The sequence below is a fragment of the Saccharopolyspora sp. NPDC045941 genome (assembly GCF_056431445.1).
Window position 1 is genome coordinate 1 of sequence record NZ_JBWKKU010000118.1, and the last position, 14,061, is coordinate 14,061.

General features: G+C 70.8%; 16 protein-coding genes. 8 read left to right on the forward strand and 8 right to left on the reverse strand.

Features of this window, described 5'->3' with window-relative positions; all coding sequences use genetic code 11:
* Positions 1-97: 97 nt before the first annotated feature.
* Positions 98-304, forward strand: coding sequence for a hypothetical protein (locus AC07FN_RS44670; protein ID WP_478401164.1), 207 nt, complete (start codon positions 98-100; stop codon positions 302-304).
* 18 nt (positions 305-322) lie between these two features.
* On the opposite strand, the gene AC07FN_RS44675 is transcribed toward AC07FN_RS44670, so the two are convergent.
* Entirely contained in the window at positions 323-1,456 is a 1,134-nt protein-coding gene (locus AC07FN_RS44675; RefSeq protein ID WP_478401165.1) for a M20/M25/M40 family metallo-hydrolase, read from the reverse strand.
* 140 nt (positions 1,457-1,596) lie between these two features.
* On the opposite strand from AC07FN_RS44675, the gene AC07FN_RS44680 reads away from it, so the two are divergent.
* The 5 genes from AC07FN_RS44680 to AC07FN_RS44700 are packed head-to-tail and all read left to right on the forward strand — an operon-like array spanning position 1,597 to position 7,175.
* On the forward strand, positions 1,597-2,382 hold the full coding sequence (locus AC07FN_RS44680) for a hypothetical protein (RefSeq protein ID WP_452613763.1): 786 nt from the start codon (positions 1,597-1,599) through the stop codon (positions 2,380-2,382).
* Positions 2,379-3,053 carry a MurR/RpiR family transcriptional regulator gene (locus AC07FN_RS44685; protein WP_478401166.1) on the forward strand — a complete coding sequence of 225 codons (675 nt, stop codon included), beginning with the start codon at positions 2,379-2,381 and terminating at the stop codon, positions 3,051-3,053. Before AC07FN_RS44680 ends, AC07FN_RS44685 begins: the two co-directional genes overlap by 4 nt.
* On the forward strand, positions 3,050-4,168 hold the full coding sequence (gene menC, locus AC07FN_RS44690) for an o-succinylbenzoate synthase (RefSeq protein WP_478401167.1): 1,119 nt from the start codon (positions 3,050-3,052) through the stop codon (positions 4,166-4,168). The genes AC07FN_RS44685 and menC overlap by 4 nt, the downstream gene beginning before the upstream one ends.
* On the forward strand, positions 4,165-5,598 hold the full coding sequence (locus AC07FN_RS44695; RefSeq protein WP_478401168.1) for a Na+/H+ antiporter NhaC family protein: 1,434 nt from the start codon (positions 4,165-4,167) through the stop codon (positions 5,596-5,598). Before menC ends, AC07FN_RS44695 begins: the two co-directional genes overlap by 4 nt.
* A gap of 14 nt (positions 5,599-5,612) precedes the next feature.
* Entirely contained in the window at positions 5,613-7,175 is a 1,563-nt protein-coding gene (locus AC07FN_RS44700) for an N-acyl-D-amino-acid deacylase family protein (RefSeq protein WP_478401169.1), read from the forward strand.
* Here the strand turns inward: AC07FN_RS44700 and AC07FN_RS44705 are convergent, their stop codons facing one another.
* From AC07FN_RS44705 to AC07FN_RS44715, 3 genes are all read right to left on the reverse strand, one after another.
* Complete coding sequence (locus tag AC07FN_RS44705; RefSeq protein ID WP_478401170.1) at positions 7,176-7,985, reverse strand: SAM-dependent methyltransferase; 810 nt, start codon at positions 7,983-7,985, stop codon at positions 7,176-7,178.
* 94 nt (positions 7,986-8,079) lie between these two features.
* Positions 8,080-9,291 (reverse strand): multidrug effflux MFS transporter, encoded by a 1,212-nt coding sequence (locus AC07FN_RS44710; RefSeq protein ID WP_478401171.1) that lies wholly within the window; start codon positions 9,289-9,291, stop codon positions 8,080-8,082.
* Positions 9,292-9,685: 394 nt separating this feature from the next.
* Complete coding sequence (locus tag AC07FN_RS44715) at positions 9,686-9,970, reverse strand: WhiB family transcriptional regulator (protein ID WP_478401172.1); 285 nt, start codon at positions 9,968-9,970, stop codon at positions 9,686-9,688.
* Between the two features lie 223 nt (positions 9,971-10,193).
* Between AC07FN_RS44715 and AC07FN_RS44720 the strand changes: the two genes are divergently transcribed.
* Complete coding sequence (locus AC07FN_RS44720; protein ID WP_093259932.1) at positions 10,194-10,475, forward strand: metal-sensitive transcriptional regulator; 282 nt, start codon at positions 10,194-10,196, stop codon at positions 10,473-10,475.
* A gap of 82 nt (positions 10,476-10,557) precedes the next feature.
* Here the strand turns inward: AC07FN_RS44720 and AC07FN_RS44725 are convergent, their stop codons facing one another.
* The 4 genes from AC07FN_RS44725 to AC07FN_RS44740 all read right to left on the reverse strand — a co-directional run bounded on the left by AC07FN_RS44725 (position 10,558) and on the right by AC07FN_RS44740 (position 12,225).
* Complete coding sequence (locus AC07FN_RS44725) at positions 10,558-11,178, reverse strand: DUF305 domain-containing protein (RefSeq protein ID WP_478401173.1); 621 nt, start codon at positions 11,176-11,178, stop codon at positions 10,558-10,560.
* A gap of 79 nt (positions 11,179-11,257) precedes the next feature.
* Entirely contained in the window at positions 11,258-11,617 is a 360-nt protein-coding gene (locus tag AC07FN_RS44730) for a DUF6153 family protein (RefSeq protein WP_478401174.1), read from the reverse strand.
* Positions 11,618-11,643: 26 nt separating this feature from the next.
* On the reverse strand, positions 11,644-11,925 hold the full coding sequence (locus tag AC07FN_RS44735) for a metal-sensitive transcriptional regulator (protein ID WP_093259926.1): 282 nt from the start codon (positions 11,923-11,925) through the stop codon (positions 11,644-11,646).
* Positions 11,926-11,994: 69 nt separating this feature from the next.
* Positions 11,995-12,225 carry a hypothetical protein gene (locus AC07FN_RS44740; protein WP_478401175.1) on the reverse strand — a complete coding sequence of 77 codons (231 nt, stop codon included), beginning with the start codon at positions 12,223-12,225 and terminating at the stop codon, positions 11,995-11,997.
* A gap of 239 nt (positions 12,226-12,464) precedes the next feature.
* Here AC07FN_RS44740 and AC07FN_RS44745 point away from each other — a divergent pair, with 239 nt between their 5' ends.
* Positions 12,465-13,973, forward strand: coding sequence for a TIGR02677 family protein (locus AC07FN_RS44745; protein ID WP_478401176.1), 1,509 nt, complete (start codon positions 12,465-12,467; stop codon positions 13,971-13,973).
* Positions 13,974-14,061: the final 88 nt, after the last annotated feature.

Consider the following 14,061-nt stretch of genomic DNA (forward strand, 5'->3'; position numbering starts at 1 on the left):
TATGTCCGATACACGGCGTCAGGGCCGTCCTCGCCGAGGGAACCCCGGAGGGGTGGGCACCGTGAACCCGCGGCGGTGCCAGTGTCGTAGGTGGGTTATGCGCCTGCGGCGCATGCGGCGCCTCATCGACGTGCAGCTTTGCGACCCGCGGCTGCGGGCCGACCAGGATGAAAAAGGCTCATTGAAATCGAACCTTCGATTTCAATGGAACTTGCGGTCCTCCGGTGTGTCGGGCCACGACATGCCGGAGGTTGTGGACAACTTCCGCAATTTCAATGGAAATCGGACCTTCGATTTCCATTGAAATTGCGCACCCCACGGGTCACAGGTGGGTGAGGAGTGATGCCACTAGGGTCGCTCGCTCGGGTAGGGAGGCCGTGACGATCTGCTCGTCCGGGGCGTGGGCGCCGCGGCCGACCGGGCCGAGGCCGTCGAGGCTGGGAACGCCGAGGGATCCCGTCAGGTTGGTGTCCGCCGCTCCCGAGGCCGGGCGGCCCGCGGTCTCCTGCCCGACCGCTCGTGCCGCTCGGGCCAGGGTTTCGGCGAGTTCGCCGGGCCCCGGGTCCGTCCACACCGGACGACTGGTGAGGATGTCCGCGGCGACGGTGGTGCCGGGGCGGATCGGGCTCAGGTCGCGCAGGGCCGCCAGCACGGCGCGCTCGGTCGAGGTGCCGGTGAAGCGCATGCCGATCTCGCACCACGCCTCTCCCGGGACCACGTTGGTCCGGCCGCCGCCGGCGATGGTGCCGACGTTGCACAGCATGTCCGGGTGCGCCGCCGCGATCCGGCGCACGATCAGCAGCTGGTCGATCAGCTCCTCGATCGCCGACGCGCCGTCCTCCGGCGCCAGCGCCGCGTGCGATTCCCGGCCGGTCACGCTGATGCGCGCGCGGGTGCTGCCCCAGCGGGCGGTCTTCACCGCGCCATCCGGGTGCGGCGGTTCGAAGCCGAGCGCCGCCACCGCGTTCGCGCAGTGCTCGGCGATCAGTTCGCGCGCCGATGGCGACCCGACCTCCTCGTCGGCCACCACGATCATCGTGATCGGCCGGTGGTCGGCCCGGGCGAGCATCTCCACGGCGGTTTCGAAGACGACGAGCCCGCCCTTCATGTCGTAGACGCCCGGCCCGTGGATCCGGCCGTCGCGCTCCAGCCACGGCACCGCGCCGTCGAGCGTGCCGGCCGGCCACACCGTGTCGTGGTGGCCCAGGCACAGGATCGGCCGTTCGTCCCGCCTGCCTCCGGTGCCGGGGAAGTGCGCGAGCAGGTTCGCGCCGGTGGCGTGCGCGCGTCGTTCGGTGCGGGCGCCGAGCTCCGCGTAGCGCTGCTCCAGCAGGTCGAGCAGGGCGTCGAGCGCGGGCGCCTGCCCGCTCGGCGTCTCCAACCGGACGTAGCGGTGCAGCCGGTCGCGCATCCGCGCGGCGTCGGCGGGCCGGGCATCGATCAACGCATCAGTCACAGATACGGAACGTATAACCCGAACTCTCTCGAGACAACCCTGTTGACAAAACGGATTTAGCAGCTCATGTTGTCCGAGTTACGTTTCATATGTTCGGTTGCAGCGGGTGTTCATCCCGATGCGCCGGGCGAGGAGGAGTCGTGGGGCGCGGACCGGAATCGGCTGTCCTGGCCGGCGACTTCGTCGTGCAGAACCTGGACACCGCCGAGCTGCAGCGGCAGGCCGCCGCGCTGTACCGGCGCGTCTTCGGCTACCAGAATCCCGACGTCGGGCTGAGCCCGCCGCTGCTGACCGGGCTGCTGCGCAACGGTGGCTCCGCCGTCGGTGCCGTCGCCGCCGACGGCACCTTGCTCGGCTTCGCCTACGGGATGCGCGGCGGCGACGGAGAAGGCATGTACCACTACTCGCAGGCCGCGGTCGTCGCCCCGGAGAGCCAGGGCCTCGGGCTGGGCCGCAGGCTGAAGCTGGCGCAGGCGGCCGTCGCGCGCGACACCGGCATGCGCTTCATGCGCTGGTCCTACGACCCGCTGATCTCCCGCAACGCGCATTTCAACCTGGACGTCCTCGGCGCGTCCGGCCGCTGGTATGTCGACGACTTCTACCTGCACGAGCGCTCGGACCGGGTGGTCGTCGAGTGGGATCTCGAACGGCCGCCCGCGCCGGCCGCGACGACCGGCCCGAACCCGTCCGCCACCCGCGCCGACTGGGGCCGCCGGCAGCAGCGGGGCGCGCACGGCTGGCTCGCGCTGCCGACCGATCCGACGCTGCTGGACCCGGCCGAGGACGCCGAGGTGCGTGCCGCAGTGCGCGCAGGTTTCCACGAGTTCCTGGCGCGGGGGCTCGTGGCCCGGTCCTGCCGCCAGGTCTCGGCGGAGACCTCGGTTTACTGGTTCGCCCCACCGACCGACGATCGGAGCCGAACGTGACCGCCCGCAACGCCAACCGCGACCTCGCCAGCCCCCGCCAGCGCTTCGACGCGCGGGTGCAGCGCCGCTCGGCGGCCGTCCTGCAACAGCGCGTCGTCGAGCAGGAGATCCGGTCGCTGGACGCGGCGATGGCGTCGATCGGCCACGACGGATCGGTGGAGCGGGCCGCCGCGCTGGTGGTCGGCGCCCGCCGCCGGTTCATCCTGGGCGCGGGCAAGTCCTTCGGCTACGCGTGCCTGCTGGCCGCCGACCTGGGCGCGTCGCTGTCGAACGTGACCACCATCGACGGCCGGATCGTGCAGGCCATCGACGTGCTGACCGAGGTGCGCTCCAGCGACGTGCTGGTCGTCTTCTCGCTGCGCCGCTACCGCCGCGAAAGCGTCGAGGTGGCCCGCCAGTTCGCCGCCGCCGGCGGCGCGCTGGTGGTGATCACCGACGCCGAGGACGCGCCGCTGTCCGCCGTCGCCGACGCGGTGATCGTCGTGCCCACCGAGAGCGCGTCCTATTCGGACTCGCCGACCGCCGTCGCCGCCGTCGCGCACGTGCTGGCCACCCTGACCACCGCGAGCGCCAAGGGCGCCCAGCGCCGCCTCGGCGAGCGGGACCGCTTCTCCCGCTCCCTGGGCATCTACCTGGACGAGGCCGACAACCCCGGATCGGAGAACCCGTGAAGATCGACAGCGCGACGCTGCACCGCGTTCGGCTTCCGCTGAAGCACAGCTTCCAGACCAGCTCGCACCGCAAGGACCACCTGGAGCACGTCCTGGTGCGGCTCACCGACGAGACCGGCGCGGTGGGCTGGGGCGAGATCGCCTCGCCGTCCGACCCGTTCTACGCGCCCGACACCGTCGAGACCAGCTGGCTGATCGCCACCGAATACCTGCTGCCCGCCATCCTCGGCCGCGAGGTCGAGCACCCGGGCCGGCTCGGCGAGCTCTACGGCAAGGTGCGCGGGCACCGCTTCGCCGCCGCCGGCGTCGACGCCGCCGGATGGGCGCTGTGGAGCCGGTTGCGGGGCGTGCCGCTGGCGAAAGCGCTCGGCGGCGAACGGGAAACCGTGGTGGCCGGGGTGTCGCTGGGCATCGAGCGCACCATCGACGAGCTGCTCGAACAGGTGCAGCGGCAGGTCGACGCCGGGTATCCGCGGGTGAAGCTGAAGATCGCGCCGGGCTGGGACGTCGAGCCGGTGAAGCAGGTGCGCGCCGCGTTCCCGGCGCTGAACCTGCACGTCGACGCCAACGGCGCCTACCTCGACATCCCGGAACACCGGGCGCTGCTGCGCGAGCTGGACAACTTCGAACTCGCCATGATCGAGCAGCCGTTCGCGCCGCGCGCGCTGCTGCCGTCCGCGCAGCTGCAGGAGAGCATCGAAACCCCTGTCTGCCTTGACGAATCCGTCGACACCCTGGACGATCTGCGCACCGCGATCGCACTGCGGGCCGGGCGCATCCTCAACATCAAGGCGTCCCGGATGGGCGGGCTGACCACTGCGGTCGCCGCGCACGACCTGGCCCGCGACGCGGGCTGGCCGGTGTGGTGCGGCGGGATGCACGAGTTCGGCATCGGCCGCATCGCCAACGTCGCGCTGTCCAGCCTGCCCGGTTTCACGCTGCCATCGGACGTTTCGGCGTCCGACAAGTACTACGCCCGCGACGTGGTGTTCCCGCCGCTGGTCGCGCAGCACGGGGCCGTCGCCGTGCCCACCACCCCGGGGCTCGGCGTCGAGGTCGACGAGGACTTCATCGCCCAGCACAGCCACCAGACCCACAGAAAGCAGTCCTCATGAGCAATGTGGACAGTGCCGACGCCTCGCCGGGCGCGGACGCCCCCGCCGGACGGTCCCGCGCCCGGTCCCTGACCATCACCTGCAGCGCCATCGCCGGACTCGTGCTGTCCGCGGCCGTCGGGCCGTTCGCGCAGGCGCCGACGCTGTGGGGGCTGGTGCCGATCGTGCTCTACGCGGTGCTCGCGCTCATCGGCATGGACATCATCGTGGCGACCGTCGTGGCGGTGATCTCCGCGCTGCTGATCATGCTGCCGACGCCCGCCGCGGTCGGCGAGCTGCTCGGCGAATCGCTCGGCGAGCAGGTCACCGTGATCGGCCTGGTGATCATGCTCGGCGCCGGGGTCGGCGAGATCCTACGCACCACCGGCATCGCGGCGACCATCGTGCGCGGCGTGATGCGCGTGGTCGGCGACCGCAGCCGCACCGCCGCGACGCTCGGCGTGATGATCTCCTGCCTCATCCTCGTCGCCAGCCTCGGCACCCTCGCGGGTGCGCTCGCCATCGCCGCTCCGCTGCTGCTGCCGATCGTCGCCCGGCTCGGCTTCACCCGCTCCGCGACCGCCTCGATGATGTTCATCGGCGGCTGCGCGGGCCTCGCGCTCGCGCCGTTCGCCGGTTCCAACGTCGCCATCATGAGCGCGGCCGAGGTCGGCTACCTGCAGTACCTGCTGTACGGGGCGGGGCCGCTGGCGGTGCTGTCGCTGGTCGCCGGGTTGCTGATCGTGCCGTGGATGCAGCGGCGCACCGAGGGCACCGGCGACGAGTACGACGCGGCCGATCTCGGCGCCACCGACGAGAAGCCGGTGCGCGGCAGCGGCCGTGCGACCGCGGCGTTCGGCATCGTCCTGGTCGCCAGCGTCGCGTACGCGATCGTCTCGGGCGCGGGCACCACGTTCCCGCTGCTCGCGCTGCCGGTGCTGGGCATCGTGGCCGGGCTGGTCGGCGGGCTCGGACCGGTGGAGATCGCCACCCAGATGTACCGGGGCGCGGCGCGGCTGGTGAACGTGTTCCTGCTGTTCTGGCTGCTGGCGGTGCTGTTCGCCGCGATCGACGAGCTGCAGCCGTTCCAGGTCGTCCTCGACACCTACGGCGCCGACCTGCGGGGCCTGCCGCCGTTCGTGTTCGCGCTGGTGATCGCCGCGCTCGGCTGGGTCGGCGTGCCCGGCGCCACCGCGGCGCAGGTGGTGTTGCTGGACAAGGTCTTCGGCGAGCTCGCGGCGAGCGTCGGGGTCACTACCGGCGCCTGGGTCGTGGTGCTGCTGTTCGCGTCCAAGGCGGACACCTACGGGCCGTTCCCCAACGCCAACATGGTCAGCGCGATGAGCCTGGCGCGTTCCACCAACCTGAAGAACACGCTGCTGACCGGCTTCGCGCTGCTCGTGCCGTGCTGCCTGATGTACGCCGCGATCCTGTTCTTCGAGACCAGCTGACCGGGAGAGGCTCCATGTTCGACATCGTGATCAACGGCGGCGACGTCGTCGACGGGACCGGCGCGCCGCGACGGCGCGGCAACGTGGGCGTCGTCGGCGACCGGATCGCCGAGGTCAGCACCGCGAAGCTGGCCGGGGAGCGGGAGATCGACGCCACCGGGCAGGTCGTCGCGCCGGGCTTCATCGACCTGCACTCGCACGCCGACTACACCCTCGAAGGACATCCCGGCGCCGGCACGCAGATCCACCAGGGCGTCACGACGCTGATCACCGGCAACTGCGGGCACTCGCCGTTCCCGTTCACCGACCTGGGCCTGATCCGCCGGGCGAGCATCATCGACGACCGCGCGCTGAGCTGGAACTGGCGCGACGCGGCCGGTTTCCGCGAGATCGTCGACGGCGCGGCCCTCAACGTCGGGCTCCAGATCGGGCACAACGCGGTGCGCCTCGCGGTGCTCGGCGACGTCGACCGCGCACCGGACGAGGACGAGCTGGCGCGGATGTGCGAGCTGGTGAAAACCGCCGCGCGGCAAGGAGTCGTGGGCTTCTCCACCGGCTTGATCTACGCGCCGGGCGTGTTCGCCGACGCCGCCGAGGTGCGCGCGCTGGTCGCCGCGGCGGCATCGGCGGGCCTGCTGTACTCGACGCACATGCGCAACGAGGCGGCGACGTTGCTCGACGCGGTGCGCGAAGCGATCGAGGCAGCGGAGCTTTCCGGGGCGCGGCTGGAGATCTCGCACCTCAAGGCGATGGGGCCGGAGAACCACGGCAAGGTCGTCGAAGCCCTCGCGCTCATCGACGCGGCCCGGGAACGGGGAGTCGACGTCGCCGCCGACGTCTACCCGTACACCGCCTCCAGTACCTCGCTGGTGTCCCGGCTGTCGGCGTGGGCGGTCGACGGCGGCAAGGACGCGCTCCTGGCGCGGCTCGCCGACGCCGCCGTCCGCGAGCGCATCGCCGTCGAGCTGCGCGCGAGGTTCGGCCGCGACATCGACCCGGAAGGCGTGATCATCGCCGACCTGCCGATCGGCACGGAGAGTCCGCACATGGGGTTGTCGATCGCGGAGATCGGCCGCCGAGCGGGCACCGATCCCGCCGAAGCGGCGCTGCGGGTGCTGGAGGAGCACGCCGCGAACGTGGCGATCGTGAACCACGCGATGAGCGAGGCGGACGTCGAAACGGTGCTCCGGCACCCGTGGGTGTCGGTGGCCAGCGACGGCTGGACCCTGTCCGAGCGGGGCGAGGGCCGCCCGCACCCGCGCAGCTTCGGCACGTACGCGCGGGTGCTCGGGCGCTACGTGCGCGAGCGCGGGGTGCTGACCGTCGAGGAAGCGGTGCGGAAGATGACCGCCCTGCCCGCCTCCCGCGCCCGGCTGACCGACCGGGGCGTGCTGGCGGCGGGCAAGGCCGCCGACATCGCCGTGTTCGATCCCGGCGCGATCGTCGACAACTCGACCTTCGAGCAGCCGTGGCAATTGGCGACGGGCTGCTCGACGGTGCTGGTCAACGGCGTGCCGGCGCTGCTCGACGGCAGCGCCACCGGCCGTCGCGGCGGAGCGGTGCTGTCGCCGGGGTGATCAGGGCTTGCGGCCGACCCCGGCGAGGCCGGTGAAGCGCTCAGGGTGCTCGTCGACGTCCGCCTCGGCCGCCGGACGCCACAGCGGCAGCGGCACCACGCCCGGCTCCAGCAGCTCGAAGCCCTCGAAGAACGCCTTGACGTCGGACTTGTGACGCATGGTCATCGGGGTCGCCGTGCGCTGGCGGTAGAGGTCGGCGTGGGACGACGCCACGTCGGGCCGGCCCTCGGGGGCCGCGTGCGAGAGGACCAGGAAGCTGCCGGGCGCGAGCGCGTCCCGGTACCTGGCGACGATCTCGTACGGCCGGGCCTCGTCGCCGACGAAGTGCAGCACCGCGACCATCATCAGCGCCACCGGCCGGCTGAGGTCGAGCTGTTCGGCGACCTCGGGGGAGTCGAGCACCGCGGCCGGGTCGCGCAGGTCCGCGCGGGTGATCGAGGCGTTCGGGTTGTCCCGCAGCAGGTTCTTGCTGTAGGCCACGGCGACCGGATCGGTGTCCACGTAGACCACGCGGGCGCCCGGCGCCGCCTGCTGGGCGACCTCGTGCACGTTGCCGACCGTCGGGATGCCCGAGCCGAGGTCGAGGAACTGGCGGATGCCCTGGTCCGCGCAGTGCTGCACGGCCCGCCGCAGGAACGCGCGGTTGGCCTGCATGATCAGCGGCAGCTCCGGCCACATCCGGATGGCCTCCTCGGCCATCTGGCGGTCGATCGCGAAGTTGTGGTTGCCGCCGAGGTAGTAGTCGTAGACCCGGGCCGCGTTGGGCTTCTCGAGATCGATGCTCTCCGGCTCGGTCGGCGTCTGCGGCATCCGGTCCTCCTCACGGCTGGGTGATGACTCCCATCACCCAGCCGTGATGCTAACCCCGTCCGTTATGTCCTGTCTCCAAGGGCGGCCGCGGAGATCACGCCACGGCCTCGGCGCCCCGGTCGAGCTTGACCACGACGCCGAGGGCGACCAGGGCGACGGCCGCGCCGCCGGTCATGGTGATCGCCATCGCCGGGCCGTCGTTGCCGAGGACGCCGACCAGCGGCGCGATCAGCGCGCCGAGGCCGAACTGCCCGGCGCCGAGCAGCGCGGCGGCGGTCCCGGCGGCCTCGCCGTGCCGGGACAGCGCGAGCGCCGGGGCGTTCGGCAGCACGAAGCCCATCGCCCCCAGCAGCAGCCACAGCGGCACGATGAACCCGTACAGCCCGCCGGTCCCGGTGGTGGTCAGCGCCGTGAGCACCAGGCCGGCGACGGTCGCGGCCACCAGCGCGCCGGTGACGATCTGCTTCGGCGTGTACCGGTTGAGCAGTACGACGTTGAACTGGGACGCTCCGATGAGCGCCACCGCGCCGACGCCGAAGACCAGCCCGAACGCCTGCTGGTTCAGGCCGAACTGCTCCTGCAGCACGAACGACGAGCCGGAGATGTAGGAGAACAGCGCCGACATCGCCAGCGCCGCCACGATCGCCAGCAGCACGAAGTCGCGGTCGGTGAGCAGCGTCCGGTAGGTGCGCAGCACCGGCCGGAACTCCGCGACCTGGCGGCGCTCCGGCGGGAGAGTCTCCTTCAGCGCGAAGATGGCGACGACCAGCAGGCCCGCGCCGATGATCGCCAGCGCGCCGAACACGCCGCGCCACGACCCGGTCAGCAGGATGGCGCCGCCCAGCGTCGGCGCGAGGATCGGCGCCACGCCCATCACCAGCATCAGGCGGGACATCGCGGTGGCCGCCGTGCGCCCGGTGAACAGGTCGCGCACCACGGCCAGCGCGACGACCATCGTGGCCGCCGCGCCGACGCCCTGGAGCGTGCGCAGGACGCCCAGGACCGCCACGTTCGGCGCGAAGAGGCAGGCCACCGACGCCACGATGTGCACGGCAGTGCCCGCGATCAGCGGGATCCGCCGGCCGACGATGTCGGAGAACGGCCCGATCAGCAGCTGGCCGAGGCCGAGCCCGAGCAGCGTGCCGGTGAGGGTGAGCTGCACGGTGGATGCGGAGGCCTGCAGGTCGTTGCCGATCGCCGGCAGCGCCGGCAGGTACATGTCGATGGTCAGGGGGCCGAGGGCGATGAGCGCCCCCAGTACGAGGATCACCCGGAATCGCTCGAATCCGGTCGGCTCTTCGGTCACCGGGCGCGCACGGTGTGCCTCCGGTGGGCTCTGCACCGCAACGTTGTCCATCATTGCCTTTCGAATTCACCGCGGAAGATTTCAGGGAATCTGACGCGGGCTTCAGCGATCACGCCGATCCATTTGTTCCCGCTGTCGCGACGAATTCGCTGTGATGCGGGCTACATCGGTCGTGGTCGTCGTGGAATTCGTTGGCTGGTGCCGGATTTCGACCGATTTATGTTAGAGTAGCTAAATATCCATTGTGGACAGAAATGTGATTCTGGAAAATGTCGGATGAATTTCCAGGGGCGAAACGGTGCCGCCACGCGGGGTCGATCCGGCGGCGATTTCGCGCGAAATCGGGGAGGGGGCCGCTGATTTCGCGCGAAATCGTCCTCGCGGTGCGCGCCTGCTAGGCGGCTCGGCTGCTGGCGATGAGGTCCCGCCGCTCGCGTTCCCCCAAGCCGCCCCAGACCCCGTAGGGCTCGCGGGCCTTCAGCGCATGGGCTCGGCACTGCCGCATGACCGGGCAGTCCTCGCAGATGCGCTTCGCTCGCCGTTCGCGGTTCTCGCGGGCGCTGCCGCGTTCGTTCTCCGGGTGGAAGAACTTGCTCGTCTTGACGTCGCGGCAGGCGGCCTGGAGCTGCCAGTGCCAGGCTTCGCTGACCGGTTTGGGCAACCGAGCTGTTGCGGCCACTGCTACCACCTCCGGTGATCTCGCTTTCGCCGGCACCCAGTCGCCCTACCCTGGTCGGCGCCCCGGCACACGTGCCGCCAGGAAGATCGGGCGGGATTCACTTGATCGTTCGCGTACCCGGCCAACTGGTCGAATGTGCACAGTGGACGGTCTGGTCGAGCCGTCCGCCCTGCTACCGGTCGGGGGTACTCTCTAGTCCGGACCGGCGGCGATGGGAGCGGAGATGCACGGATACACCGGGGACAAGGACAACTACCTGAAGCGCTTGGCGCGCATCGAGGGGCAGGTCCGCGGCTTGGCCCGGATGATCGAGGAGGACAAGTACTGCATCGACATCCTGACGCAGATCTCCGCGGCCACCAAGGGCCTGCAGGCGGTGTCGCTGCGGCTGCTGGACGAGCACCTCAAGCACTGCGTCGCCGAGGCGCTGTCCGAGGGCGGGAAGAACGCCGACGAGAAGGTGCGTGAGGCGAGCGAGGCGATCGCGCGGCTGGTCAAGTCCTGACCAGCGCCACCGCCGCGCCGAAGTCGAGTGGTCGGTGAGGGGCACCCGCGACCGGGTCGCGGGTGCCCCTCGCTGCGGGTGGTCAGCCCTGGGGGAGCAGGCCGCGCATGGTGTCGATCTCGGCTTGCTGGGTGTCGATGATCTGCTGCGCCATCTGCTTGGCGGCCGGGAACCGGCCGCTGTCGAGCTCGGTCCGCGCCATGGTGACCGCGCCCTCGTGGTGCTTGATCATCAACGTCAGGAACTGCCGGTCGAACTCCGCGCCGCGAGCCTGTTCGAGCTGCTGCATCTCGGTGTCCGACATCATGCCGCCCATGTCGCCGTGACCCATGGCGCCGTGGTCCATGCCGGGCATGGACGCCGGGGCGCCCCAGTCGCGCAGCCAGCCGGTGAGCGTCTGGATCTCCGGGCCCTGCGCGGCCTCGATCTGCCGGCCGAGGTTCTTGACCTCCTCGGACTGCGCCCGCTCCGGCACCAGCCGGGACATCTCGATCGCCTGCTCGTGGTGCGGGATCATGCCCTGCGCGAACGTGACGTCGGCCGCGTTGTTCGCCGCCTGCTGGTCGGCCCCGGGCTGGGTGGCGCTGGTCGGCGCCCCGTGGCCGGGCATGTTGCTCATGTCGTCACCGCCGCCGCAACCGGCCAGGACGGCCGCCGCCGCGACCGCGCCGATGGCAGCGGTGAGCACGCGCGTGCGCTTCATGGTGTTGTCCTCGTCTTTCGTGAGCTGAAAAGGGCATGCGGAAGCGGGCCACGTGGATCCGTGGCCGCTCAGCTGCCGATCAGCGCCGAAGCACGCACAACACCGCTAACCGCCGGGGCACCGGGGTGGGCGGCCGGAAGCGGGTGAACGCCGTGATCGCGAGCGGCTTCGGGTTCTCGGCCGAGGCGCTGGCGATGCGGCGCAGGAGGGGGAGCAGGAGCGCGATGAACCCGGCGGCGATCGCCAGGCACAGGTGCAGCAGGCCGTGGTCCGGCGCTGCGGGCGGCTCGCCGTGCTCGGTGGGCATCGCGGAATGCATGGCTACCGCGGCCGACGGGTGTGGCTGGTCGTGCTGCGCGGGCACGTGGTGCATCAGCACCACGCCTAGCGCGAGGACCACCAGGAGTCCCCACCGCACCAGTCTCGAACGCGCCTGCACGACACCGACCATACCCGGGCTGGGTTTCAGGACCTGACGAGCCGCGCGATCGCGTCGCTGGCCTCGCGGATCTTCTCGTCGGCCTGTCCGCCGCCGTCGGCCACCGCCTCGGCGACGCAGTGCTGGAGGTGTTCGTCCAGCAGCCCCAGGGCCACCGCCTGCAGGGCCTTGGTGGTCGCCGAGACCTGGGTCAGCACGTCGATGCAGTACTCGTCGTTGTCGATCATCCGGGCCAGGCCGCGCACCTGGCCCTCGATGCGGCGCAGTCGCTTGGCGTAGTCGTCCTTGTTCTGGGTGTAGCCGTGCATTGCGACCTCCTCGGGGTCCTCGGCGACACCTCCGTTATACCCCCAGGGGGTAGTATCGGCAAGGTGGCCTCAGAGGAAGCCGTCCGTCCGGACCGGCTCTTTGGCGGACTTCGGGTCGCGGCTCTCGGTGCGCCGCAGCCACAGCACCCCGCCGAGCTGCACCAGCGTGGCGGCGCCGGTCATCACGGCGGCGATGACGGCGAACGACGGCCACTCGTAGATGAAGCCGAGCACCACGGCGGCGACGAAGAAAAGCGCCGTGCGCACCAGCAGCACGCTGAGCCGACTCTTGTTGATCACTCCGGGGCACCTTCCTGCAGACATCCGCCCCCGCGAGTGTAGGCGGCCCGATATGTCCGGCTGCGCCCCGCGTGGCCCCAAAGGGCATCGGCTGAACGGGCCTCCAGACTGCGGATCCGCGGCTCGATCTTGACCGGTGGGAGTCCACCCGGCGGTTGCGGCTGCCGCTACCGTGGACGGGGGTATTTCGGTCAGGCCGGGGGTGGGCATTGGTTGCGTTTCCGCGGATTCCGCGGGAGATGTTCGTTTTCACCACCACCGAACGCGCTGACCTGCACACCGCCGCGCTTTGCGCGTTCGGCGAAGCGAACGAGCGGCTGGAAACCGCGCTGACCTTCGACGACGTGCACTCCCAGCTGAGGTCGGTCGGCTGGTTCGAGCCGGTCTCCGACGAAGAACTCGATGCGACGCTGTCGCGGCTGCGGCAGTGGGGCCTGGTTGACGTGGTGCAGAACCACGCAGCGCACTACACCACAGCCGAGGACTACGAGCGCAAGAACCTCCAGTACCTGCTCACCAAGCGCGGTGAGGCGGCGTACGAAGGCGTGCAGCACGCGCTATCCGTGCTTGCCTCCAGCGGGGCGCTGCAGACTGCTGTGCTGGATGCGATCGCCGAGCGACTCGGTGAACTGCACAGCCTCATGAGCTCGGAAGTTGCGTCGAACCGCCGTATCTACACGACGCTGATGGAACTCGAAGGGCATCTTGACGCGCTGCGGACCAACACAAAGCAGTTCAACAGCGAGCTGCAGCGGCTGCTGCGCGCGGACCAGCCGGACCTGACGACCTTCCAGGAGGTCAAGCGCGCCACCGTCGGATACCTGCAGGAGTTCGTGACCAACCTGGACCAGCGACGCCACACCATCCAGGAGGCTGTCGGCCTGGTCGAGGAGCTGGATGTCGACGCGCTGCACCTGCGCGCGGTGGCAGGAGCGGAGCTGCCGAAGCTGAGCCTCTCGGATCCCGAGGCGGAATGGTTGCGGCACCGCGCCGCGAAGTGGGCCGGGCTGCGAGGCTGGTTCCGGCCCGTGGACGATGCCGTGCCACGGGTCGACGAACTGCAGGACATCGCCCGGCGCGCGATCGTCCAACTGCTGCGCGCACTGGACCGGATGAGTGACGTGCGCCGGCGGTCGACGAACGCGGCGGCGGACTTCCGTGCCCTTGCGAGGTGGTTCGCCGCAAGCGGCAGCGAAGACGAAGCACACCGGTTGTTCAACGCCGCGTTCGGGATGTGGCCGGCCCGGCACGCGCACCTCGCGCACGACGACGGCGAGCTGATCTCCAGCGGTGAAAGCTGGGCCCAGGCTCCACCGGTGCCGGTATCGCCGTTGTTGCGCAGCAGCGCTCGAACCGAACGGGTTGCTCGCACCGGCAAGGTCCGCGATGTCGGAGAGGTGCGACGACTCCGGCGTGAGCAGGCCCGGCAGGAGCGCGCCGAGCTGGAGGTCGCCTGGCGGCAACTGGCCACCCCGGGCCCGATCAGGCTGTCCGGCATCGGCGAGCTGGACCACGACAGCTTCCACCGCCTGCTGGAGCTGATCGGCCGCGCCCTGACCGCCCGCGAGGACGGCAGTGGCGTGCGGCGAGCGATGACCTCTGACGGGCGGGTGGAGATCCTGCTGCGCAGTCCGCACGACGTGGCCACGGCCACTGTCCGTACGCCGCGTGGCGTGTTCAACGGGCCGGACTTCGTCATCGACATTCGCACCACCGGCTCGCGGTCGCGGGCTGAGGAGGCGCAGTGAGATCCCTGAGTCAACCCCTATGCCGCTTGGGTCTGTTCGGCGGGTTCGTGCAGGGCGGGGTTGTAACAGGTTTTGTCGCGCCAGCAGG

Coding starts and splice junctions, on each gene's coding strand:
- AC07FN_RS44670 (WP_478401164.1), top strand. CDS start 98: ATGCGCCTGCGGCGCATGCGGCGCCTCATCGACGTGCAGCTTTGCGAC.
- AC07FN_RS44695 (WP_478401168.1), top strand. CDS start 4,165: ATGAGCAATGTGGACAGTGCCGACGCCTCGCCGGGCGCGGACGCCCCC.
- AC07FN_RS44700 (WP_478401169.1), top strand. CDS start 5,613: ATGTTCGACATCGTGATCAACGGCGGCGACGTCGTCGACGGGACCGGC.
- AC07FN_RS44705 (WP_478401170.1), bottom strand. CDS start 7,985: ATGCCGCAGACGCCGACCGAGCCGGAGAGCATCGATCTCGAGAAGCCC.
- AC07FN_RS44720 (WP_093259932.1), top strand. CDS start 10,194: ATGCACGGATACACCGGGGACAAGGACAACTACCTGAAGCGCTTGGCG.
- AC07FN_RS44725 (WP_478401173.1), bottom strand. CDS start 11,178: ATGAAGCGCACGCGCGTGCTCACCGCTGCCATCGGCGCGGTCGCGGCG.
- AC07FN_RS44735 (WP_093259926.1), bottom strand. CDS start 11,925: ATGCACGGCTACACCCAGAACAAGGACGACTACGCCAAGCGACTGCGC.
- AC07FN_RS44745 (WP_478401176.1), top strand. CDS start 12,465: ATGTTCGTTTTCACCACCACCGAACGCGCTGACCTGCACACCGCCGCG.